Source organism: Pseudomonas reinekei (assembly GCF_001945365.1).
Lineage (GTDB): Bacteria > Pseudomonadota > Gammaproteobacteria > Pseudomonadales > Pseudomonadaceae > Aquipseudomonas > Aquipseudomonas reinekei.
In genome coordinates, this window is sequence record NZ_MSTQ01000001.1 from 42,130 (window position 1) to 64,942 (window position 22,813).

Annotated in this window: 25 protein-coding genes and 3 pseudogenes; 13 read left to right on the forward strand and 15 right to left on the reverse strand. The window is 55.7% G+C overall.

The genetic code is table 11. The annotated features are described in order from the left end of the window. Positions 1-45 precede the first annotated feature (45 nt). Together rclC and BVK86_RS00210 are read left to right on the forward strand one after the other, a co-directional pair. Positions 46-621: a reactive chlorine resistance membrane protein RclC gene (rclC, locus tag BVK86_RS00205; RefSeq protein WP_075944487.1), complete on the forward strand. Its 576-nt coding sequence runs from the start codon at positions 46-48 to the stop codon at positions 619-621. Further along, a complete protein-coding gene (locus BVK86_RS00210; protein WP_083659280.1) occupies positions 618-875 on the forward strand; it encodes a DUF2790 domain-containing protein in 258 nt (85 codons plus the stop codon). Before rclC ends, BVK86_RS00210 begins: the two co-directional genes overlap by 4 nt. Positions 876-952: 77 nt before the next feature. Here BVK86_RS00210 and BVK86_RS29145 read toward each other — a convergent pair. Then, a pseudogene (locus BVK86_RS29145) lies at positions 953-1,236 on the reverse strand (aldehyde dehydrogenase family protein); the annotation flags it as partial. A 299-nt stretch (positions 1,237-1,535) separates the two neighbouring features. Here BVK86_RS29145 and BVK86_RS00215 point away from each other — a divergent pair. The 9 genes from BVK86_RS00215 to BVK86_RS00255 all read left to right on the forward strand — a co-directional run bounded on the left by BVK86_RS00215 (position 1,536) and on the right by BVK86_RS00255 (position 10,888). Further along, positions 1,536-1,769 (forward strand): hypothetical protein, encoded by a 234-nt coding sequence (locus BVK86_RS00215; protein ID WP_075944488.1) that lies wholly within the window; start codon positions 1,536-1,538, stop codon positions 1,767-1,769. 45 nt (positions 1,770-1,814) lie between these two features. Beyond that, positions 1,815-3,176 carry a glutathione-disulfide reductase gene (gorA, locus tag BVK86_RS00220; protein ID WP_075944489.1) on the forward strand — a complete coding sequence of 454 codons (1,362 nt, stop codon included), beginning with the start codon at positions 1,815-1,817 and terminating at the stop codon, positions 3,174-3,176. A gap of 325 nt (positions 3,177-3,501) precedes the next feature. Further along, complete coding sequence (gene cynR, locus BVK86_RS00225) at positions 3,502-4,386, forward strand: transcriptional regulator CynR (protein WP_075944490.1); 885 nt, start codon at positions 3,502-3,504, stop codon at positions 4,384-4,386. A gap of 142 nt (positions 4,387-4,528) precedes the next feature. Next, positions 4,529-5,155 carry a glutathione S-transferase family protein gene (locus tag BVK86_RS00230; RefSeq protein ID WP_075944491.1) on the forward strand — a complete coding sequence of 209 codons (627 nt, stop codon included), beginning with the start codon at positions 4,529-4,531 and terminating at the stop codon, positions 5,153-5,155. Positions 5,156-5,360: 205 nt separating this feature from the next. Beyond that, positions 5,361-6,281 (forward strand): LysR substrate-binding domain-containing protein, encoded by a 921-nt coding sequence (locus tag BVK86_RS00235; protein WP_075944492.1) that lies wholly within the window; start codon positions 5,361-5,363, stop codon positions 6,279-6,281. Continuing rightward, on the forward strand, positions 6,281-7,192 hold the full coding sequence (locus BVK86_RS00240) for a LysR family transcriptional regulator (protein ID WP_075944493.1): 912 nt from the start codon (positions 6,281-6,283) through the stop codon (positions 7,190-7,192). The genes BVK86_RS00235 and BVK86_RS00240 overlap by 1 nt, the downstream gene beginning before the upstream one ends. Positions 7,193-7,350: 158 nt before the next feature. Next, entirely contained in the window at positions 7,351-7,974 is a 624-nt protein-coding gene (locus BVK86_RS00245; protein ID WP_075944494.1) for a DJ-1/PfpI family protein, read from the forward strand. Between the two features lie 44 nt (positions 7,975-8,018). After that, positions 8,019-8,564: a cysteine hydrolase family protein gene (locus tag BVK86_RS00250; RefSeq protein ID WP_075944495.1), complete on the forward strand. Its 546-nt coding sequence runs from the start codon at positions 8,019-8,021 to the stop codon at positions 8,562-8,564. Positions 8,565-8,815: 251 nt separating this feature from the next. Next, positions 8,816-10,888, forward strand: a complete 2,073-nt coding sequence (locus tag BVK86_RS00255) for a 2Fe-2S iron-sulfur cluster-binding protein (RefSeq protein WP_075944496.1) — start codon at positions 8,816-8,818, stop codon at positions 10,886-10,888. Positions 10,889-10,905: 17 nt separating this feature from the next. On the opposite strand, the gene grxC is transcribed toward BVK86_RS00255, so the two are convergent. The 5 genes from grxC to BVK86_RS00280 all read right to left on the reverse strand — a co-directional run bounded on the left by grxC (position 10,906) and on the right by BVK86_RS00280 (position 14,038). After that, positions 10,906-11,169, reverse strand: coding sequence for a glutaredoxin 3 (grxC, locus tag BVK86_RS00260; protein ID WP_075944497.1), 264 nt, complete (start codon positions 11,167-11,169; stop codon positions 10,906-10,908). 30 nt (positions 11,170-11,199) lie between these two features. After that, positions 11,200-11,862 carry a carbonic anhydrase gene (locus BVK86_RS00265; protein ID WP_075944498.1) on the reverse strand — a complete coding sequence of 221 codons (663 nt, stop codon included), beginning with the start codon at positions 11,860-11,862 and terminating at the stop codon, positions 11,200-11,202. A gap of 36 nt (positions 11,863-11,898) precedes the next feature. Then, positions 11,899-12,147 (reverse strand): DUF2790 domain-containing protein, encoded by a 249-nt coding sequence (locus BVK86_RS00270; RefSeq protein ID WP_075944499.1) that lies wholly within the window; start codon positions 12,145-12,147, stop codon positions 11,899-11,901. A 103-nt stretch (positions 12,148-12,250) separates the two neighbouring features. After that, positions 12,251-12,718 carry a cyanase gene (gene cynS / locus BVK86_RS00275; RefSeq protein ID WP_075944500.1) on the reverse strand — a complete coding sequence of 156 codons (468 nt, stop codon included), beginning with the start codon at positions 12,716-12,718 and terminating at the stop codon, positions 12,251-12,253. A gap of 417 nt (positions 12,719-13,135) precedes the next feature. Next, complete coding sequence (locus tag BVK86_RS00280) at positions 13,136-14,038, reverse strand: LysR family transcriptional regulator (protein WP_075944501.1); 903 nt, start codon at positions 14,036-14,038, stop codon at positions 13,136-13,138. Between the two features lie 122 nt (positions 14,039-14,160). Here BVK86_RS00280 and BVK86_RS00285 point away from each other — a divergent pair, with 122 nt between their 5' ends. Then, entirely contained in the window at positions 14,161-15,591 is a 1,431-nt protein-coding gene (locus tag BVK86_RS00285) for an aldehyde dehydrogenase family protein (protein ID WP_075944502.1), read from the forward strand. 109 nt (positions 15,592-15,700) lie between these two features. Here the strand turns inward: BVK86_RS00285 and BVK86_RS30035 are convergent. The 7 genes and pseudogenes from BVK86_RS30035 to BVK86_RS00315 form a co-directional block, all read right to left on the reverse strand. Continuing rightward, a pseudogene (locus tag BVK86_RS30035) lies at positions 15,701-15,944 on the reverse strand (SAM-dependent methyltransferase); the annotation flags it as partial. 147 nt (positions 15,945-16,091) lie between these two features. Beyond that, positions 16,092-17,396: an MFS transporter gene (locus tag BVK86_RS00295; RefSeq protein ID WP_231977882.1), complete on the reverse strand. Its 1,305-nt coding sequence runs from the start codon at positions 17,394-17,396 to the stop codon at positions 16,092-16,094. 601 nt (positions 17,397-17,997) lie between these two features. Then, a pseudogene (locus tag BVK86_RS00300) lies at positions 17,998-18,237 on the reverse strand (methyl-accepting chemotaxis protein); the annotation flags it as partial. After that, positions 18,194-18,328, reverse strand: coding sequence for a hypothetical protein (locus tag BVK86_RS30300; protein WP_256574619.1), 135 nt, complete (start codon positions 18,326-18,328; stop codon positions 18,194-18,196). The gene BVK86_RS30300 and the pseudogene BVK86_RS00300, both read right to left, overlap by 44 nt. Before the next feature lie 97 nt (positions 18,329-18,425). Further along, the gene (locus BVK86_RS00305) at positions 18,426-18,605 is read right to left on the reverse strand and encodes a hypothetical protein (protein ID WP_139315735.1); all 180 of its coding nucleotides are present in this window, start codon (positions 18,603-18,605) and stop codon (positions 18,426-18,428) included. Positions 18,606-18,871: 266 nt separating this feature from the next. After that, positions 18,872-19,489, reverse strand: coding sequence for an isochorismatase family protein (locus tag BVK86_RS00310; RefSeq protein WP_075944506.1), 618 nt, complete (start codon positions 19,487-19,489; stop codon positions 18,872-18,874). Positions 19,490-19,593: 104 nt separating this feature from the next. Further along, the gene (locus tag BVK86_RS00315; RefSeq protein WP_075944507.1) at positions 19,594-20,442 is read right to left on the reverse strand and encodes a pirin family protein; all 849 of its coding nucleotides are present in this window, start codon (positions 20,440-20,442) and stop codon (positions 19,594-19,596) included. Between the two features lie 115 nt (positions 20,443-20,557). Between BVK86_RS00315 and BVK86_RS00320 the strand changes: the two genes are divergently transcribed. Continuing rightward, positions 20,558-21,484, forward strand: coding sequence for a LysR family transcriptional regulator (locus BVK86_RS00320; protein ID WP_178134545.1), 927 nt, complete (start codon positions 20,558-20,560; stop codon positions 21,482-21,484). Between the two features lie 26 nt (positions 21,485-21,510). Here BVK86_RS00320 and BVK86_RS00325 read toward each other — a convergent pair whose 3' ends face one another. Both BVK86_RS00325 and BVK86_RS00330 read right to left on the reverse strand, forming a co-directional pair. Next, positions 21,511-22,083: an SDR family NAD(P)-dependent oxidoreductase gene (locus tag BVK86_RS00325; RefSeq protein WP_075944508.1), complete on the reverse strand. Its 573-nt coding sequence runs from the start codon at positions 22,081-22,083 to the stop codon at positions 21,511-21,513. Next, positions 22,080-22,727 (reverse strand): TetR/AcrR family transcriptional regulator, encoded by a 648-nt coding sequence (locus BVK86_RS00330; protein ID WP_075944509.1) that lies wholly within the window; start codon positions 22,725-22,727, stop codon positions 22,080-22,082. Before BVK86_RS00330 ends, BVK86_RS00325 begins: the two co-directional genes overlap by 4 nt. Positions 22,728-22,813 lie beyond the last annotated feature (86 nt).

The following is a 22,813-nucleotide window of genomic DNA, read 5'->3' on the forward strand; positions in this document are numbered from 1 at the left end:
CAAACCAGCAGACTAGCTCCACATTCAATGTTCTGGAGAAGTCCCATGCTCACCTCATTTACAACCTGGTTATGGTTCCTCAGCAAAGTGGATACCTTTGGCGCTTCGCTCATGCGACTGGCCATCGGCATCGTTTTCCTGTGGATTGGCGCACTAAAATTCGTCCCATACGAGGCCGATAGCATCACGCCGTTTGTCGCCAACAGCCCCTTCATGTCGTTCTTCTACGAACACCCGCAAGAGTACAAGGCTCACCTGACACATGAAGGTGAACTGAACGTCGAGAAGCGCGCCTGGCAGACAGGTAACAACACCTACGGATTCTCGACCGGTCTGGGCATTGTCGAACTTCTGATTGGGCTGTTGGTTCTATCCAACCCGATCTCACGACGCACCGGCTTGCTCGGTGGTGCGTTGGCCTTCGGTACGCCGCTGGTGACTTTGAGCTTTCTGATCACCACGCCCGAAGCCTGGGTGGGTGCCCTAGGCGACGCTCAGCACGGTTTTCCCTACCTGTCCGGTGGCGGTCGTCTGGTGCTTAAAGACGTATTGATGCTGGCAGGCTCTCTCACTGTGATGGCCGACTCCGCTCGTCATCTGCTGCGAGAAAGTCGCGCATGAATCGCTTATCGGAAAACATATTGAAACCCGCGGTTGCTCTGGCGTTTGCCATCGTATCCAGCAGCATCCTGGCAGAACCGACCGAGGAGGTCGCACGTCCCGGGGTTCCCTTGGATATTGCCAAAACCATTAGCATTACCGATGTCAGTAATGCATGCGGAATCGTCCCCGTGGAGCTGACGTATGACGATTCACATGGACAGCGTCACACCGTAACGTATCAAGTCTGGGGGACGGCGTGCAGCGGTGGCTAAGCGTCCCTGGCAACACACGATAGGCCTCCGTTTCCTTCCAGCGACCTCATAGTGGATGGTCGCTGGAAGCGACGGTCTCAGCTTTTGACGCCCAGATCGACCTGGGTCATGTGGCTGCGAATGGTGAACAGGTCATCACCCGAGAGAATCGTACTGCGCGCAAGCAAATGTCCGCTCTTCCAGTTCGACAAACCCAGTTCCGGCTTGTTGAGCGCGTTTTAACCATCAACCCGACGGGTGATGCCGTTGCCAACAAAAGGCGCGTTGACGGCGTTGTAGAAGCGCGCTCCTTCGTCGCGGCATCGTCGCTGATCAGCGATACGGCGAACTGCGGGCTGTAGCGATTGAACCGACCAAGCGCCACCAATGCCGTGCAGGCTGACGGCGGTGCCGGCCTGTTGCGCGATGCTGCCCAACTGACTGGCGGCGCGATGCGTTCAGAAAGCGTTTTGCAGGCTTGGACTTTTTTGAATATCAATGACCTCGCATAAGACGCTGATGTTCGGGCCTTATGACAACGCCTCGCTAGATTATTTCACCCAGCACAATTAAGTCATGACATCCCTGCTGGTTCTCTAATTGTCCATAGATGGGGAGACTTAATTCAGAAGCAATTGACTCATTTCGGGTTAATGCAGTGTCCATCCAGGGAGTTTTCACATGATTGATGTCGCTCATTCCTGCGACGGTAACCGCTGGTTGGACGCCCCAGCCATGGCCGATACCGAATACGAAGGTGGCTTTCTGCTGCCCCAATTGATGGGAGCGCTGGCTAGCGAGTCCAGAGCGGCCCCTGTTACGCACCGATCTAGTAAGTATCAGAACGATACTTCGCTTTTGACACCACGCGCGACGTTTTTGCGTGCATTGAAACTTCGTTTTCCTCCCCTTTAACGACAATCAACAGTTCATGTGTTGTGTGCCTTGCAGAGAATTGAGATGACCTACGATTTTGATTTATTTGTAGTTGGTGCAGGTTCCGGCGGTGTGCGGGCAGCGCGTTTTGCCGCCGCGTTCGGCGCGAAAGTAGCGGTAGCCGAGAGTCGCTACCTCGGTGGCACATGCGTCAACGTCGGTTGTGTGCCAAAGAAACTGCTGGTCTACGGCTCGCATTTCGCTGACGACTTCGAACAGGCCGAGGGCTTTGGTTGGACGGCCGGCAAGGCGCAATTCAACTGGGAAAAATTGATCTCTAATAAGAATCGCGAGATCGAACGACTCAACGGGATTTACCGCAATTTGCTGATCAACAGCAGCGTGACCTTGCTCGAAGGCCATGCACGGCTGGCCGATGCCCATCACGTTGAAATCAACGGCCAACGTTATAGCGCTGAGCACATTCTGATTGCCACCGGCGGATGGCCACAGATCCCGGATATTCCAGGTCATGAGCACGCAATCACTTCGAATGAAGCATTCTTTCTGAAACAACTGCCCAAGCGAGTATTGGTGGTTGGCGGTGGTTACATCGCCGTCGAATTTGCCGGCATCTTCAATGGACTGGGTGCCGACACCAGCCTACTGTATCGCGGTGAGCTATTCCTGCGCGGATTTGACAAATCGGTTCGTATGCACCTGGTGCAAGAGCTGACTAAACGGGGTCTGCAATTGCAGTTCAACACCGATATCGTGCAGATCGACAAACAAGCAGACGGCAGTTTACTGGCGACGCTTAACGACGGTCGTCAACTGGAGACCGACAGCATTTTCTACGCCACTGGCCGCCGCGCCATGCTCGACAATCTGGGCCTGGAAAACACCCGCGTCGTACTCAATGACAAGGGTTTCATCGACGTCAACGACAACTTTGAAACCCGCGAACCATCGATTCTGGCATTGGGCGATGTGATTGGCCGGGTGCAATTGACCCCGGTCGCCACGGCGGAAGGCATGGCGGTCGCGCGTCGCCTGTTCAAACCCGAAGACTATCGCCCGGTGAATTACCGCCACATTCCCACCGCGGTGTTCAGCCAGCCCAACATCGGCACCGTTGGGCTGACGGAGGAACAGGCGCTGGAGCATGGCCACAAAGTGCTGATTTTCGAGAGCCGGTTCAAGCCGATGAAGCTGACGCTCACAGAATCGTCCGAGCAGACGCTAATGAAACTGGTGGTGGACGCCCAGACGGATCGTGTGCTGGGCGCCCACATGGTCGGCCCCGACGCCGGTGACATCATCCAGGGGCTGGCCATCGCGCTCAAGGCCGGTGCTACCAAGCGCCTGTTCGATGAAACCATCGGCATCCACCCGACCTCGGCAGAAGAGTTCGTGACCCTACGTACGCCTGTATCCGGCAGATGATGGCAGGCAACCAACTCACGACTTTTACTAACAGTCTTGCTATGAAGTCCACTTATCTCGTCACGAAGGACCTGAGCTCGTCGACCTGCATCTGGCACCAGCTTGCGCTCACCTGTCGATGACCCGGAGGTCGAGCAAGTATTGGCCCTGTAGGAGCTGCCGCAGGCGGCGATCTTTTGATTTTGTTTTTAAAACAAGATCAAAGGATCGCCGCCTCGTTTCACTCGATAACTCCTACAGGGGCCAACCTGTCTGCAGTTAATCAATAACAGTCCACTTCGCTATACAATGCAGCGCATAAGCAGTGCTATAGAGGAGAGTTCTTATGCTGCTGCGCCATTTGCGCTATTTGTTGGCCGTCGCCGATAACGGCGGCTTCACCCGCGCTGCAGAGGCGCTGCATGTTTCCCAGCCGACCCTGTCGCAACAGATCCGGCAACTGGAAGAAACCCTGGGTGTCGTGCTGTTCGACCGAACCTCGCGTACCGTCAAACCGACCGATGCGGGGCAGGCTTACATCGAATGCGCGCGTCGCGTGCTGGTGGAACTTGCGGCCGGCAAGCGGGCGCTGCACGATGTAAAGGACCTGTCGCGCGGCACCCTGCGCCTGGCCATGACGCCGACGTTCATGGCGTATCTGGTCGGGCCTTTGATGCGCGACTACATGGCCCTCTATCCCAACATCCATCTGGAAATCTTCGAGTTGTCGATGGACGATATCGAAACCGGCCTGGCGGATGATTCGCTGGATATCGCCATTGCGTTCGATGATGTGAGAAACGCCGACATCGAAACGATCCCGGCCTATACCGAAACCCTGGGTTTGATGGTGGGACGCGATCACCCGTTGTACGACTGCAGGACGCCGTTGACCGCCGAGCAGGTGGCGCAACTGCAATTCGCACTGCTGACGCCGGACTTCGCCACCCGCGTATGCATCGATGAGTATTTCGTCAAGACGCAGATCACTCCCCAAGTGGTGATCGAGGTCAACTCGGTCAATACCTTGCTGGAAGTGATTCGGCACACGGCGGTCGCCACCATTCTTCCGGAACCCATCGCTACCCAGGACCGCGCCCTGCGCAAGATCGCGTTGCTGGATAAGGGACCGCAACGGGGCGCCTCGTTGCTGCGACGCAAGAACAACTACCACAGCGCGGCGTCAGTGGCCTTCATGGACTTGATGGTAGGCGTGTCAGTGGGTCAGTAGACTCGATGCAAGAGTGCTGATTATTACTTCCCGTGAAATGCTGGATTGTAATTGCTGGTCATTCCTCAGTTTGGGAGGGCAGGGGAAGATAGCTCCATCGACGCGATGACCGGGTCGAACTCAAAAACAATCGGAGTACGTCATGTCCCAAGCGATCAAACTTTATCGTCACCCATTGTCCGGCCACTCTCATCGGGTTGAATTGATGCTGTCCCTGCTCGGCCTGCCGACAGAACTGGTCTTTGTGGACTTGATGAAGGGCGCACACAAAACCCCCGAGTTCCTGGCGATCAACAGTTTTGGACAAGTACCGGTGATCGATGACAACGGCACCGTACTGGCCGACTCCAACGGCATCGTGGTTTACCTGGCCGCCAAATATGGCAACGGCCAATGGCTGCCGACCGATCCGGTAGCGCTGGGCAAGGTTCAACGCTGGTTGTCAGTAGCCGCCGGTCAAATCAGTTCGGGCCCTGCCACCGCGCGATTGATTACCGTCTTTGGTGCCGGTTATGACCCAGAAGAAGCGATCAAACGTTCTCACGCCCTGCTTAAAGTCATGGAAGATGAGCTGGGTCAAAGCAAATTCCTGGCCGGTGACAAGCCGACCGTGGCCGATGTTGCCGCCTACACGTACGTGGCTCACGCTCCCGAAGGTAACGTGGCGCTGACTGACTACCCGAATGTCCGTGCCTGGCTGAGCAGCATCGAAGCATTGCCAAACTTCGTTGGCATGCAACGTACCGCGGTAGGCCTGCAGACGGCTTGATTCGATCCTCAAAGCGCTTGCCGGGAGAATACTTCCGGCAAGCTGCTTTTCACGGGTTGCGCATATCCCTCAGGATTACTTTGCGTACATGCAGCCAGCCCGACGGCGCGTGCGAAAGTTGCTTTGGCCGACGATACTGGCAACCAGGTCTTACCGCTTAAGCGGCCAGACTCCTTGCGGTTCTCTCATAAAGACAAGGTCGTCTATGGATCGTTTTCAAGAAATGCAGATATTCATGGCAGTAGCCGAGGAAGAAGGTTTTGCCGCGGCCGCTCGCCGGTTTAACATTTCTCCCCCCAGCGTGACCCGTGCCATCGCCGCGATGGAAGAGCGCATCGGCACACAGCTCCTTTCTCGAACCACTCGCAGCCTGCACCTCACCGAAGCGGGTCAACGCTATCTTGAGGATTGTCGGCGTATCCTCAGTGATATCGACGAGGCGGAGGAAGCAGCCGCCGGCAGTTACTCGATACCGTGCGGGCATTTGACCGTGACCGCGTCGGTGCTATTTGGCGAGTTGTTCATCGCTCCGCTGCTGGCCGACTACGTGGATCAGTTTCCTTCGGTGCACATCAATGCCTTGCTGGTGGATCGCGTCGTGAATATGGCTGATGAGGGTATCGATGTGGCCATACGCATTGGCCATTTGCATGAGTCAAATCAGCACGCAATCAAAGTCGGCGAGGTACGCCAGGTGATCTGCGGTACGCCCGATTATTTCGAGCGCAACGGCAGGCCGCGTCATCCCGGTGAACTCAGTACCGCCAACATCGTCATGTCTTCGGCCAGTCATTTGCTGAGTGACTGGCAATTCGTCAACGACGGCAACGCACTGAGCTTTCGATTCGAACCGCGATTGGTGGTTACTGCCAATCAGGCTGCGATCAATATCGCCAGCCTGGGCTGGGGCGTCACACGGGTGTTGTCCTACCAGGTGGCCAATCAGGTGGCAGCTGGTGAACTGGAGTTGGTGCTGGAGGATTTCGAACCGCCTGCGTTGCCCATTCAAGTGGTCTACCTCAAGAGCGCCAGAATTGCGGCGAAGGTTCATACCTTCGTGGATTTTCTCGCGGATAGACTCGCAAAGGATTCGGCGCTCAAGGCTGTGGTGAGGGGTTCCAACTGATGGATCGCTACCATGAAATGCTGATGTTCGAAGCATTATCGGAGCGACCCAGCCTGGCTGCTGCGGCCCGTCGTTTGAACGTGTCAGGACCTACGGTCGTGCGCGCCATTGCACGGCTGGAGGAACGTCTTGGCGTGCAGCTGTTACTTCGAAGTACCCGCGGGGTATCGCTGACTGAGGCCGGTGCCGGCTTCATGGCCGATTGTTCACGCATTATCGAGGCCATCGAAGACGCGGAGGCTTCGGCCAAGGGCTTGCACGTTCAGGCCAAAGGCAATCTCAAGGTGCTGATGCCTTTGCTGTTCAGCCGTTACGTCATGACCTCGATTCTCTCGGACTACATGAATCTGTACCCCGAGGTAAAGGTTTTTGCGCAATACCATGATCGTTTTCCGAACATGAACGAAGAGGGCATCGATGTGGCTGTGCTGGTCGGGCATCTGCCCAGTTCGTCATTGATCGCACGACAAGTAGGCCATGTGCGCGCGATGGTCTGCAGCAGTCCTGCTTATTTGGCTACTCACGGTGAGCCCGGCGTACCGGAGGATCTGCGAGATCATCGCCTGGTCGCCACCCATGCTTATCGAGACAGGGTCCAGTGGGGCTTTCACCACAACGGTGAGGTCAATCACTTGAAAGCCCGGACACGGATCAGTTGCGCGACAGTGCAGGCGGCCATCGATGCGGCCGCACATGGCGCCGGTATTACCCGCTGCCTGAGCTATCCGTTGTACGAGTATTTGAATACTGGGCGATTACGCCGTGTATTACAGCCCTTTGAATTACCGGCGCTGCCGGTGCATGTGGTGTACCGCGAGGGGCGCAAGGCCTCGATGCGGGTACGCAGCTTCGTTGACCACATCGTCGAAGGCCTGCGCGAACATCCGGCGATGCAGCCGGATGCTGATTAAGCGTGTGCAGCGCACGCAACTTGCACTGATACAGATGCCCATTGGGTATTTCAGTGAGCGAAATAGTGGATTGTATTTTGTGGTCGTTCTTTGTACGGCAGTTAAGGCGGAGCATAAGCACACGCTCTTCCATGCTGCACAGCAGAGGTTCATGACCGATGAAACGCGTGCTTATGTTACTGGCCAACGGTGTAGAGCCCCTGGAAATGGCCGCTTTTACCGATGTGCTTGGCTGGGCCAACCTGCTGGGTGATCACCCTGTGGAACTTGTCAACGCCGGCCTTCGCAGAAAGATCGTGACCACCTTCGGTCTCATGCTCAATCCGAGTTTTTTATTGAGCGATCTGGACGTGAGCAGCTTCGATGCCCTGGCACTGCCGGGTGGTTTTGAACCGTCGGGTTTTTACGAGGAAGCCTTGAGCGAACCCTTCCTGGCGACCATCCGGCATTTCGTCGAAGCCGGTAAACCCGTTGCCAGCGTTTGCGTGTCTTCCGTGTGCCTGGGCGTGGCCGGCGTGCTGCGTGACAGGAACGCCACGACTTACCACCAGGAGGGCGGCAAGCGGAAAAACCAACTGTTGGAAACCGGTGCACGCTTTGTCGATCGCCCCGTGGTTGTCGATGACCAGATCATCACTTCAAGCGGGCCGGGGACTGCCACCGAAGTTGCATTCGTACTGCTGGAAAAAATAACCAGCGTCGAAAACGCCGCTTTTATCCGCAAGAAAATGCGCTTCGCCACCCCCGACCGTGATTGGTATGACACGCCGCAAGTGCCCTGAAATGATCAACCCACTCCTGATCGACTTTTTACCAAGGTAACCGTATGACTAACACAGCACTCATCGTCGTTGATATTCAGAACGACTATTTTTCCGGCGGCAAATGGGAACTCAATGCTACTGACGCGGCTGCTGACAATGCGGCTCGTGTGATTGGAGCAGCACGTGAGCGGGGTGACTTGGTCATCCATATCCGTCACGAGACTTTAGCCCCTAATGCACCGTTTTTTGTTCCAGGCTCCGACGGCGCGCAATTGCACGAGAATGTGCGCAATCTTGGGGACGAGTTGGTCATCGTCAAACACTTCATGAACCCGTACCGCGAAACTCAATTGCTCGAAGTGCTTGAGCACAACGAGATTGAACGGGTCACCGTGGTCGGCAACATGAGCCACATGTGCATCGATGCAGTCACCCGCGCGTCTGACGATTTCGGGTTTGAGACGACCGTTATTCACGATGCCTGTACGACCCATGATCTGGAATTCAACAACGTCAAGGTTCCTGCGCATCTGGTGCATGCGGCGTTCATGGCCGCCTTAAAGTTCGGGTACGCCGAAGTGCTGAGCACTGACGAGTATGTGGCCTAGGGTTTCGATTCTGCTGGCGAAAAGGGTGACCCAATGTTCAGTCTTTCCAATGCTGTCGATTACTACTGGCCAACACCCGACGGGCAGAAAGTCGCCATTTTTCTGGAAGAATCGGAACGCTTCATGAGGCTGTAAAGCACAGAGTTGAAGATCACCGGCAACTGCGTATCAGACCCCGTTGCCGGGGATTCAACCATTCCTCGCCGGGCGGCGGGTGAAGGGCACCTGTTTACGAATGCGTAGAGGTGATCATGAATCAGTCGGACGCGCCAGGAGTATCCCCTTGGCATGCGGGTGAGCGTGAATTGCAGGAAAGCGTCGGTGTCGTCGATCAAATGGAGATATTCGGGCGCAAGGTCGTACGTGACTTCATGCCTGATCAGCATCGATTGTTTTACAACCAGTTGCCTTACCTGGTGGTGGGCGCGGTCGATGAACAAGGGATGCCTTGGGCCACGTTGATCGAAGGCCCCCCTGGCTTCATCCATTCACCCGATCCGCGAATGCTGCAACTCGACCGCCTGCCTGCCAAGGGTGATCCGGTCAGGGCAGCCCTTAAGCAGGGCGCTGCGGTGGGACTGCTGGGTATTGACCTGAAGAGCCGAAGGCGCAATCGCATGAACGGTAACATCAGCACCGCCTCGTCAGGCGGTTTTGCCGTTTCTGTGGTGCACGCTTTCGGCAACTGCCCGCAATACATTCAGTTGCGAGGCGTTGAGCCGGTCAGCCTTGGCCAAGCCTCAGCAAATGTTGCGGCCGAATGTCTCAGCGAACTGGATGAAGCCGCGAAGGCGGCCATCACCAAGGCCGATACCTTTTTCATCGCCAGCTATGTCGACCTGGATGGCGATGCATCCCGGCGCTCGGTGGACGTTTCTCACCGGGGTGGCAATTCAGGTTTCGTCAGGATCGAAGGCAACGTGCTGACGATTCCTGATTTCGCCGGCAACCTGCACTTCAACACCTTGGGTAATTTCCTGCTCAACCCGCGCGCGGGGCTGGTGTTCATCGATTTTGAAACAGGCGATATGCTGCAAGTCAGCGGGCGTACCGAGATCATTCTCGAGGGACCGCAGATTGCCGCCTTTCAGGGGGCTGAGAGGCTCTGGACGCTGACCGTGGAACAGGTGGTTCGACGTCAGGCTGTGTTGGCCCTCCGTTGGCGGTTTGAAGGTTTCTCGCCTAACAGCCTGATGACGGGCAGTTGGGAGCAAGCCGAGGGCCGATTGCAAGCCGATAACCTGCGCGATCAATGGCGACCGCTGAGGGTGACGCGGATCGTTGACGAGAGCAGCACCATTCGCTCTTTCTACTTTGAACCGGCCGATGGCGCGGGCATACCACGGTTCGAGGCTGGCCAACATCTGCCGGTACGCCTTTGCCTTGCTGAAGGACAGGCTCCTCTGGTCAGAACCTACAGCCTGTCGAGTGCGCCGTCGGACATTTTTTTCCGCATCAGCGTCAAGCGTGACGGACTCATCTCGTCGTATCTGCACGACCGCGTTCAGGTCGGGGATCTGGTTGAAGCCCGTGCCCCTCAAGGGCGCTTCACGGTGCAAGCCGATGAGCATCGTCCGTTGGTTTTGCTGGCCGCGGGCGTGGGCGTGACCCCACTGCTGTCGATGCTGCGTGAAGTGATTTATGAAGGCGAACGTATCCGTCGCACTCGACCGACCTGGTTCATCCAAAGTGCGCGCAGCCTGAGTGAACTCGGGTTTCGCGATGAGCTGTACGAACTGGCGACCCGTGCCAAGAATAAAATTCATGCGCTGCGTCTGCTCAGTCAGCCGGAAACTCACGCTCGCGTTGGTGAGGATTTTGAGGTGGCGGGGCGGGCGGATGTCGAGCTGCTCAAGGCATTGCTGCCCCTGGACGATTACGATTTTTACTTATGTGGCCCTGGTGCTTTTACCCAGGCGCTGTACGACGGCCTGCGTCAGTTGCGTATTGGCGATGATCGTATTCAGGCGGAGACTTTCGGCCCTTCGACTCTGGTTTGCCAACGGGATCATCTAACCCCGGCGGTCGAGCAGATACCCGCGGCAAGCAGCCCGGTCAAAGTGCTGTTTTCGGCGTCGGCAAAGGAAGCTCGTTGGGAGCCGGGTGGCGGGAGTTTACTGGAACTGGCCGAGAGCCGTGGCCTGAACCCGGACTTCAGTTGCCGGGGCGGATCGTGCGGTACATGCCGGACCAGATTGGTCAGTGGCCAAGTGCATTATCTGAACCTGCCGGCTGAGATGCCGGCCGAAGGAGAGGTACTGATTTGCTGTGCGGTACCAGCGCAAGCCAAGGGGGGCGACGCCCCCCTGGTGCTGGATGTGTGAGCTGGCGTCATCGGTGCTCATCCCGCCATGCGCGGGTTGAGTACCTGGTCGATGCCGCCTTCGCTTTCAAGTTGAGCCAAGTCATCGAAGCCGCCAACGTGCCAGTTGCCGAAGAAGATCTGCGGGACGGTACGGCGACCGCTTCGGCTGACCATTTCGTTCTTCACATCGACTGAGCGTACATCGATTTCCTTGTACGCAATCCCTTTGGCATCAAGCAAGCGCTTGGCATTACGGCAGTAGGGGCAGGTCGTGGTGGTATACATGGTGACTTCAATCATGTTGAGGACTCTCGAAAATTAGAGGCTGATTCAGGCAACAGCTTTTGCTGGACGGGCATGAACGGCAACGGTGTTCGGATACTTGACCAGTGACTTGAAGGTCTTGTTGTCGGCGTCCAGGGCGTCGATTGAACCGGTCCCGATGTCGTAGACCCAGCCATGCAGATTCACCAGACCTTTTTCCTGAGCCAGGCGCACGCTTGGATGAGTCTGAATGTTGGCCAGTTGGGCGATGACGTTTTCACGCACCATGGAACTGACTTTGGCGGCTTCACTGGCGTGAGGACGGGATTCGTTGATGACTTTCGCTGACTCGGCATGTTGCAACCAACCGGCGACCGCTGGCAGGTGATCCATGCACTTGCACTTGGCGACAGCGGTCATCGCACCGCAATCGGAATGGCCGCAGATCACGATATCGGTCACGCCCAGTACGGCGACCGCGTATTCGACCGTGGCCGACACACCACCTGGATGCGGGCTGTAGGACGGCACGATGTTACCAGCGTTCCGGATCACGAACAGTTCGCCAGGTTCTTGCTGCGTTAGCAGTTCCGGTACAACGCGGCTGTCGGAGCAGGTGATGAACAATGTGCCTGGATGTTGCGTGGCGGCCAAGTGTTTGAACAGGTCAGTGCGTTGAGGGAATGCTTCTTTCTGGAACTTCAAGAACCCTTCGATGAGCGCTTTCATGGTGTGTGCCTTCAATAAGTGGTGTGTGGGGAACGATCAGTTGGTGCAACCGCTGCCGATCACGCTGTATTCCAGAACATGGGTTTCACCATGGGAATCGCGGTAGGTCATTTGCACCGGTGTCGGGCCGCAGACATCCGCCGCCGACGTGATATTGACGACCTTGGCGATATCCAGATGCATGCCGTACGCAAATGGAACGGCCTCGGGTGCGACCACGGCTGGCTGGGCGTAGGCCGACAGCGAAGCGGTCAGAGACAGGGCCAGCGACAGAATTTTTCTCATGATGAATCCTCCATTCAAATGTGGTGATTGATCGAAAGGGCTTAGTCGTTTTTTGAAGCAGGCCCGCAAGGCTGCGGGCCGATTTACAGCTGTGGTTGCATCCTTAGAAAGGACGCAGTGGCAGGAACTTGCCGTCGAGAGTGATCACTGCGCGGTGGCCGCCTTCAGGGTCTTCGACTTTCTTCATGTCGAGCTTGAAGTTGATTGCGCTGATAATGCCGTCGCCGAACTGTTCGTGAACCAGGGCTTTCAACGTGGTGCCGTAGATCTGGATCATTTCGTAAAAACGGTAGATGGTCGGGTCGGTCGGGACACCATTGAGGCTGCCACGCAGCGGGATGATTTGCAGGCGGGCCACCGAATCGGCATCCAGCTCCAGTTTTTCACCGATCACTTTGGCAGCGGCTTCAGGCAGCGGGTGCTGGCCGAGGAGGGCGGCGGTGACGTAAGCGAGGCCGAGGCCGGTGCCTTCAGTCACTTGTTCGAAGGACAGATTCTTGCGCGCCTTGGCGTCGAGTATTTTCGCGGTCAGTTCGAGGCTGGTGTCGTTGTAAGCGTGGGACTGTTGCATGGTGTTTCTCCTGTCCGGTTGGCTCGGTTGCTGTTGCTTGGGTGTGAAGCAATCTTCTGCCATTCGATCAATAGCGTCCAAGACCGATAAACAATCCATCGCATAAGTCCTACCTATAGGTGCATCCCGGAGTGCTCACAAACGTTGAAGACTCAGAAACGCTACCGTTGACCTTCAACGGCTACCCGGTTCGGATTGACGTGGCTGAGGAAAGCGTCACCACGCACTCATCGGACCCGAAACGACCACCAGCAATCATTCCTGCGAATCGACACAAGTTCGACGCAAGCCTCAAATATGAAAGTGAATGACTCGACAGCGCAATGACACTCGGCTGTTCCCAGGAGCAAGCGACGCAGGAGGCGGGTTTATATGGGGTATTACAGTTATGTTCGACGATACAAGGGGGCATAAAAATCAACCCACCGTGGGCCGCAACTTCTGCGCCAGTTCAATCAGTGCGCGCAATCGCGCTGGTACGAAACGATGGCCCGAGTAGTAGAGCCTCAACCCGCCAAATGAAGGGCACCACGGCATCAACACCGGCACCAGTGCGCCGCTTGCCAGTTCATCGACGATGAACCACTCGGAAATAAATCCAATGCCAAGGCCCAACAACACGGCCTGTTTGATGGCCAGCAACTCGTTGGAGGCGAAGCGCACCGGCAGATCCATCTGCAGCTTTTGGCCATCGCGCTCCAATTCCCACTGGTAGAGGCCACCATGGGCCATGCGCATGCCGATGCTCCGGTGGGTGAGTAGATCTCGCGGATGCTCGGGCACGCCGTGGCGTTCGAGGTACTCGGGCGTTGCGACCACGAGCATCCGGATGTCACCTGACAGTGCCACGGCGATCATGTCTTGCGGCACAGACTCTGCCAGGCGAATCCCGGCGTCGAAGCCCCCAGCGACGATGTCGACCATGCTTGATTCGCTGACGATGTCGATGCGCACTTCGGGATAGCGCTCAGCGTACTGCTTCAATAGCGGCTCCAGCAGCAGGTAGGCCGCGCCATGCGGCGCATTGATGCGCAATGTGCCGCTGGGTTCATCGGGGCCGACGCTGGCTTCTTCGTCGGCACTTTTGATCTGGGCCAACGCAGGTGCGATGCGTGCGACATAGCGTTGCCCGATGTCGGTGAGGGCAACGCTGCGCGTTGAGCGATTGAACAGGCGAACTTTCAGGCGTGCTTCCAGGCCGGCCACCGCGCTGCTCACGGCGGTAGTGGACATTCCCAACTCCTGTGCTGCGCCGCGAAAACTGCTGCGGCGCGCAACGGCCAGAACCACTTCCAGCTCGGTCATTCCTGTTCTGTGCATGGATTGTCCTGAATATAAGGATGCTTCGTAAGCAAAAGGATGGCTTATCGGAATAATGAACTCTTCTTAGACTTCATCACAGAGGCTCGATTCAGGCGAGCCATTTTGAGCGAGGAGTCGCGATGCAACGCATTGAACACATCTACATCAACGGCGAGTTCGTCATTCCACACGGTCAGGAATGGTTCGACCTTCATAACCCGAGCACCGAGAAAGTCATTGGTCAGGTTCAATTGGGCGATGCACTGGACGCTCAGCGTGCCATCGCAGCCGCCAAGGCTGCGTTCCCGGCGTGGGCTCGTACAAGCAGGGAAGAACGAATTTCGGCATTGCAACGCATGCACCAGGCCGTGGCGGCAAAGGAGGAAGAGTTGCTGGAAGCCATCCTCACGGAATACGGCGCACCTGCAGTTCGCGGGCGCTGGATGGCGACTTATCCGGCTGATGTGATCGCGCAAGCAATCGATGCACTGGAGGCGTTCGATTTCGAGGAGCAGGTCGGCATGGCCAGGGTCATTCTGACGCCCGTGGGCGTTACCGGTCTGATCACACCTTGGAACAGCAATGCGGGCTTCATCTGCAACAAACTGGTCACCGCGCTGGCAGCAGGCTGCACCGCTGTCATCAAGCCCAGCGAAATGAGCGCGTTGCAGACGCAGGTGGTGGTCAGGGCGTTGCACGAAGCGGGGCTGCCACCGGGTGTATTCAATATCGTCAACGGACGAGGCGATGTGGTAGGCGAGGAAATCGCCCGTCATCCCGACGTTGCCAAGATCTCGTTCACGGGGTCGTCCGCTATCGGCCAACATCTGGTAAAAACCGGTGCTGACACCATGAAGCGCGTGACGCTTGAACTCGGCGGAAAGTCGCCCACCGTGGTGCTTGATGATGCGGATTTTCAGGCCGTCATGCCGCTGGTGCTGCAAGCGGGATTTCTCAACAGCGGCCAGGCTTGCATCGCAGGCACTCGCATTCTCGTGCCGCGCAGTCGGTTGGCAGAGTTCGAGCGGATTGCGAAGGAGGGTGTCGCACAGATTCAATCGGGCGATCCACGCAACGCCGACACTGACATCGGTCCGATGGTGAGCCAGAAACAATGGGAACGGGTGCAGCGCTACATCCGTATCGGCCAGGAAGAAGGCGCGAGGTTGCTGGCGGGTGGCGAAGGTCGCCCGGAAGGCTTGCACGCCGGATGGTTCGTGAAGCCCACGATCTTCACTGATGCCAACAACCGGATGCGCATCGCGCGTGAGGAAATCTTCGGCCCCGTGCTGACGATCATCCCCTACGAGGATGATGCTGATGCGATCAGCATTGCCAACGATACGGACTATGGACTGAGCGCCCTGGTGCTGGGAAAAAGCTCCCAACGTTGTATGAACGTCGCCCGGCAGATCGATTCGGGGCGCGTGCTCATCAACACGCTGGCCCACGAACCACGTGCCCCCTTCGGTGGATTCAAGCATTCAGGCCTTGGGCGCGAAATGGGCAGGTGGGGGATGAGCGCGTATTTGGAGCCGAAGACGTTGATCAGGTATGACCCGTTGAAATGACTGGGTCAGGTCCCTGTCTGGGAGCACTAGATGGGGATGGGCAGTTAGCGTCCGCTAATGGCCGATTGCTATCCGTCGCGAAAGGCTGAAAACGGCCAGGAACTGCTACTCAGATCACCATTAAGACTGTTTTACACGTTAACCAAGCACCCCAGAACAGACTGCTGAAAAGCGGGTAGCGTCCCCAAAAAACGCATCATGCAAAAGCTTCTGAACAGCCGCCTCAGAATGTGGAGGGTCAGCGCCTTGAAGAATTTTTCCAAGTTTGACTTTCACTTCATCCGGACTAGCTCCGTGCCGAAGCCAACGTTGCGTATAGACATCGAGGAGACCGGCTGAGTGGCATAGGCATATTAATCAAAAACAATAAGCCAAGTGGATCGACTTATTTTTCCTTTGGGTGGATGCATAAAAGATACCTGAATAAACCCGGATGGTATCCGGGTTTATTTAAGCGTTAATCCGCGTGCAATATGTGGCCACCCTTAAAATATTTCATTTCATGTTACCTCCTGCCGGTTTGCCGAAACGGGTTCGAGTATGATGTCCTGAGTCACCAACTTTGGCTTTTCGGGCATGAACCATATAACGCATGCCGAGACGAAAAAAAATCCGGCGCAAACCATCAAACCAGCCGCCAAACTGTAGTATGTTGCGATACCGCTTAGCAATAACGGCGCAAGAGCGGCCAAGCCGCGCCCGGCGTTGAAGCAAAACCCGGCGCCCAGCGTTCGAACGTGAGTAGGATACAATTCGCTGAAATATGCACCGAACAAACCCGCAAAGGCGATGAAAAATGCATACAGGGCACCAAGCCAGAGCAGTGTGTTTGCCTGGGAGGCATAAATATAAACTGGTAACATTACCGTGGTGCATACGAGGGAAATGATGATAACTTTTCGCTTTCCAATAATGTCCGCCAAGTATCCGAAGAAATTCAGACCAATAAAGTTGCCAATATTTAGTATGGCCATGAAGGTTGCCATGGAACTCAAACTCAAGCCTCGTTCTTGGACTAGATAGGTAGGTAGCCACGTATTGGCACCCCAGTAGCCGAGCAGGGCAAAACTGGCTGCTGTAGTACCCAGTAGAGTCGATTTTATGAGCGCCGGTGAGAAAATCTCAGTAATCGTAGCGCTTTTTTTGAGGCTAAGATTCTGCGCCTTGGCTGCCTTCCATGCAGGTGTTTCTGGAACCCAGAAATAGATGTAAAGCACAGGAATAACGACCATGCCGCCTGCGTAAACAAACATGGTCCGCCATTCGGGTAGCATGTATTTTGCCGCTAATGACGCCGCGATAGCACCAATGGCAAACGCGCTGATTGCAAGTGACGTCGCTCTGGCCCGTTGATGTGATGGCCAACTTTCAGCGATGTATACTGCGACAATTCCCCACAGGCCGCCCAGCCCAAGTCCGGAAAGAAAGCGCAGACCCATGAATACATAAAGATTTTCAATGCTCGAGAGTATCGCTGTTAATGAACCAAACAGTAGCAAACAGGTAAGCATAGCCTTTCTTCGCCCAAAGGTGTCTGCGTACCAGCCAGCAATAACACTACTTACTCCAATACCTAAAAGAGTGGCGGTTGCCAAGAGTCCCCCTTGGTTAATATTGAGGTCCATGTCCTGCCTGATCACTGGCAGTGAAAGTGAAAGCATTACAATTTCGATCGCATCAAAGAAATATGCTATAAAGCAACCTATCAATACATGCCATTTCGATATTTTATTCATTTTTATTTTCCTATCTGTTTGGATGTGGCGATTGACATATTTATGCATTGGTAGATTGGCAATGGTCAATGTGACACGTTGCCTAATGCAATCAATCATAGAGCCGAGAGTTTTTATTTTGGCGTTGAAGGGATGTGGAACGTTAATGAGTTTTACTTTTTGGGAAGATGAGTTTTCAAATCTAGCGCAAGTGCCATTTTAATGTGAGGTTTGGATGATCGGGCTCTAATAATCTGCGTCAGCGGATCTAGATGTGTGGAATAGTCATATTCAAGCCTTATTTTTAATTATTATGTGCAAAAGTAGATCTGCTTTGAGGACAAACTAGAGGCTAAGGAAGCTGGAAACAAATAATCTGGTTTATGCTTATGAATAAATCTCGTTTATAGGATGAATGCGAAGGTACATGCGGAGACTGCCTCCTTGGTCAATGCGTTATAAAACGGCCACTTAGCGCATTTTCTGAGCCTTGTGGGAGTGCTGACGTCCTTCAGGAGCGGTCACGGAAATTGGTAACTGAATGTGTAATATTTGATGGTGACCCGAAAGGTCGCGGTTTCAAACCAGACAAACGTCACTCCAAGCGTGAGAGGCGAGATTTTAGCTGCCCTTCCATACTCGTCTTCCCAAGATGAGTTGGCTGACTCTCGTTAAACGGGCTGAGCCAATCTCATAACTGAACGTGTTTCAGCCTGGCATTCACACCATTGGCCAAGTCGGCTAGAGCGTCGCTGGCCCTGCAGGTCTGAAAGGAACGCACCGCTGATTGTGCGGATAAGTCGCGGATGCGTACCAAATTGCTGTCCACCTCATGCGCCACTTGCACCTGTTCTTCATAAGCGCTGGCAATCACGGTGTTGCGCTCGTCAATGGCCATCACCGAACTTGCGACCAAGGCTGTAACTGCTGAGCATCAACGCGCTCATTTCGTGGGTGGCCGAGGACAGCTGGTTGGCGGGATCACCCGCATGAATCAGGGTGCCGCGAAGGATTTTCCGCATGCGCTCCATGGATTTCAGCAACAGGGCCGCCCGTCGCTGCCGGTGATGTGGATACGAGAAGGGCGCAGGTCACCGCCGGCGACCGTTTCCGATGCAGTCAGTGTCTGGCTGATGGGCAGGCCAAACTCAGGGTCAATCGCAAGGCCAGCAACAGAGTGGTCCGTTTGGCATTCAGGTAAAACTGCGTGGCTTCGGTGCTGGACTTGATTTTCGACGCGTCGTGAAGTTGTTCAAGCTTTTCCAGTTGATCGATCATGGTCCGAGCGACCTTGTCCATGTCGGCCCACGCCAACTGAAGACCTGCATCGCCTCGGCCGTTTTTGATCAGTTCATGAATCACATCCGCCTGGCTGACGCAGCGTTGGTAAGTGATTTTGAATCCCTCGATCAGCGCCCGTTCCTCCGGCTAGGTCACCAGCAGTAGGTTGTTTCCAGGGCTTTGTTCCGCGAGCAAGCTAGCTCCTGCAGGTTTTATTTTAGCAGGAGCGAGCCGGCTGGCGATGGACTCTAGCGGATGATAGGCCAAACGGTGGCGCCGTTCGCTTAGCCTTTGGCCGCCATGAAACTACCCAGCAGGTTGCCATAGAATGGCAGGTGTAAGCCCATGATCTGGGCCAGTGTTTCGCCGGTGACGTTACGCCAGTCCGCTTGCAACTCGGCGGCTACTGCGACCCATGTCATCGGAACGACACCTGCCTGGACCATGCGGGCGAGGGCGACTTCCTGCACCAGCTTGTTCCAGGTACCCGATGCATCAATCACCGCGTACACGTCATAACCGGCCTTGATCGCCGACAACGCGACGAAGGTGACGCAGACTTCGGTGGAAACGCCCGCCACGATCAGTTTCTTGCGGCCGGTTTTCTCGATAGCCTCGACAAAGGCCGGGTTACCCCACGCATTGATTTCACCCGGGCGGTGAATGATTGGAGCATCGGGCAGCGTCTGGGTGATGATTGGCAGCACCGGACCGTTGGGGCCATCTGCGGCGCTGGTGGTGATGATTGCGGGCAGGTTGAAGGCCTTGGTCAGCTTTGCCAAGGCGGCCACCGCAGTCATGTATTCGGGCAGGCTTTGGTCCTGCACGCCGTTGGACAGGCCGGTCTGGTGATCGACAAACACGACGGCGGCGTTGTCAGCTGACAGACGATCGTAGCTCATTGGGTTTCTCCTGGGTTTTCAGTCGGCTTGCAGCCGGTGATGCGGCCATGGAATCCATGGCCGTTGCGACGATTCGTGGATCGCCGGGATGATTTCAGTGAGGTTCAGAGGGGAGGCAGTTTGCCCATCTTTCCTTCCACGTAGCGGGAGTAGGCGGCCTGGAGTCCGGCCTGATCGTTCATGATGAATGGGCCGTACACCGCCACCGGCTCTTGTGGGTCGAAGCCGGAAAGAATCAGCACATGGGCGTCTTGGTCAGGGACAAGGTGTACATCTTCCGGCTGCGACAGACTTCGGGCGGCAATCGCTTGATGTGCCGTTAATGATCGTTGTTCGCTAAAGGCGCTAAGAGTGAGAGCACCCGACAGCACGTAGATCAGGACGTTTTGCCCGTTGGGTACCGAGTAGGTGAAGCTGGCGCTTAGGGTCACATCCAAGAAAGTAAACGGCTCAACCGGCGCGATGGGCCCTTCGATTTCATTGAAGCACCCCGTCAAAATCCGTACCCGCGCTCCTTGCCCGGTGACCACGGTCGGAACCTGGTCTGCGGATGCATGGATCACGCGCGGCGGCAGATTTTTGTGCGACCGGGACAGGTTGACGAACAGTTGCAGTCCGTGTACTTCCTCGCCGTTGACGGCAGGGTGCTCATCGTGGACCACGCCGTGGGCAGCTTGGGTCCAGACCATGGCGCCGGGCTCGATGACCAAGTCGTGGCCAAGGGAGTCTCGGTTTCGCAGGCCGCCAGTGGAGTCTTCGAAGAGATATGACACGGCGGAAAAACCGGCATGGGGGTGCGGTGCAAAGGTCGGGCCGCTCGCACGGAAATGATCAAATCCCATGATTGGGGCGCTGAACCCCGTCAGTGCGTCCAAATCAAGGCGATGTGCGGAAAATTGAGCACCCAGTTCAGCCTTTTTGGCTTCAGCTATTGGGGAAAACTTGATCGACATCTTTGTCATCCTTCGCACGTATTTATAGCGCTGTTTTCATGCGATGAACTGTAAACTAGGCATTAATCATCGATAAGATGGTCAAATCACCCAAGACTGTTGCAGGGCAGCACCAATGATTGATGACCTCAATGACCTTCAATACTTCGTCCTCGTGGTGCGCCATAAAGGCTTTACCGCTGCCTCAAAAATCTCGGGTGTTGAAAAAACGCGTTTAAGCCGCAGGGTGGCTATCCTCGAGTCGCGTCTGGGTGTACGCCTGCTAAACAGAACTACCCGTCAAATTGCCTTGACTGAGGCAGGCTCGCACTTTTATGCGCAATGCCTGACCGTGGTCGAAGGGGCCAATACGGCGTTCGACAGCATTGCCAACCTGCAAATCGAGCCGGCGGGTATGGTCCGGCTCAGTTGCCCGCAAGTGATGGCGGAGACGTATTTGTCGCCGATTCTGCCGGGCTATCTGTTGATGCATCCCAAGGTACGCCTGGAACTCAATGCAACGGATCGCGAGGTCAACTTGATCGAGGAGGGCTTCGACCTCGCGCTCAGGGCCCGCCCGCAAATCGAAGATTCGGCCGGACTGGTTGCGCGAAAACTCGGCGTGGCTCGGCGTGTGCTGGTGGCCAGCCCTGCATTTATCGCACGTTGTGGCCAGTTGGAGTCGCCAGAAGATCTCAAGCAAGTAGACACACTTTGCCGTCCGGGAGACGTTCAGGATGGTAAGGGGAGATGGTTGCTGGAAAATGGGGGAAGCAGTTGTCTGGCTGCTCACACGCCGCGGTTATTATCGGATGACTTGAGGATGCAACTTGAGGCGTCGATTCATGGTCTCGGTGTAGCGCTCCTTCCAGAACCCATCGCTTCATCAGCTGTTGCACGCAATCAAGTGGAGTTGGTACTTCGTGGCTGGACAGGTGCGGAACATATTATTCACTTGTTGTTTCCAAAGCCGAAGGGAATGCTGCCATCGGTAAGGAGCTTGATTGACTACCTTTCCATCCATTTGCCCGCGAGCATTCAAGAACACAGCGTCGTTATCTGAGTTGAATATTATTCAATGACCAACGTTCAGGTCATTGAAGATGAACGCCTGGACTCTTTTAGTCTTGGGTTATCTCCACGTCCTGCTGCGATCACGCTGACACGAACGCGATGGGGTGTCAGCGACTGGGTCAAGGCTCGGCTCATGCGGATCAGGCTACTGTTGGGCCGCAGACATGGATTGGGTTCGCTTATGGCGCTCGGTGGCGGCTCAATGGTCACAATACTGCCGCCATGTTCGCTATTCATCATGTGTAAATTGGTGCAGTGGACGATGTGATCGTTCAGTGGAGTGTATTCGTGTTCGCCGCTGTTGTTGATCAGTACATCGACGTTGCCCAAGCACTCTTGAATCGTTGCCAGCGCTGCCTCCACACTGACACGGCATTCGCTGTTTAGGCTGACGGTCAACACCACGGCGCCTTCGCAGCGCAGATCCGCCGCCAGTTGAACCAGTTGCCAGGAATGCTGTGCACCAATGGCCACCTGCGCTCCGGCGCGGGCGATGAGGCGAGCGAAACGCGCACCCAACCGGGTTGAGGCATCTACGACCCATACGACTTTTCCTTCCATGGAAAACGATTGCTGCGGGTCGGTCATCGGCATAGTTCCCTTGGCACGACTCTTCGAGTAATGGAAGGTCGGCGGTCTGGTACACCGGCCACAGCGACTAGAGTGGGGCTGAGCATTCTCATCACCAGTTCGGAGTAATGTCGGATCACCTCATCGATGCCCCAGCGTTCATCGGCCTGATACCAGACACAAGCGTGGGTCAGCATATTGAGCAAGGTGCGCGCCATCTGCTTTGAATCGGCGCAAACGAAAGCCCCCTCCCTCGCGCCCTGCTCGAGTAAGTCCTGCAAGGTTTTCAGGTATATCTGTCGAGCCTGGCAAACCTGTGATAACGATTCCTCGTCCAGGCTTCGGAGTTCGAGGTTGCCTAACATCGCTTGGTCTTGATGTTCCAGGTGGTAGCGTATATGGCACGAAATAAAGGAGCGCAGTTGTATGCTGGCGCTGACATTAGCGGCGGGGCAGTTGCGATTCCACTCGTGACCCAGACTCTGGAGGTACTCCAGGATTAGTTCCAGCAGTAACTCACTTTTGCTTTTGTAATACAGATAGAGCGTCGAGACATTGACCCCGGACTCAGCCGCCAGTTGACGAAGACTCATCGACTCATAGCCGTTACGGGAAATCAGTTTGATGGCAGCCAAGCGAATGGTGCTTTCAGTCCTGTTCATGATGTGATCCTGCGGTCATCCAATTCAACCAGTATCGTTTCGCCAACAATCGCTTCGTCATGAGCAGTCGGGGAGTGGTGCGCGCC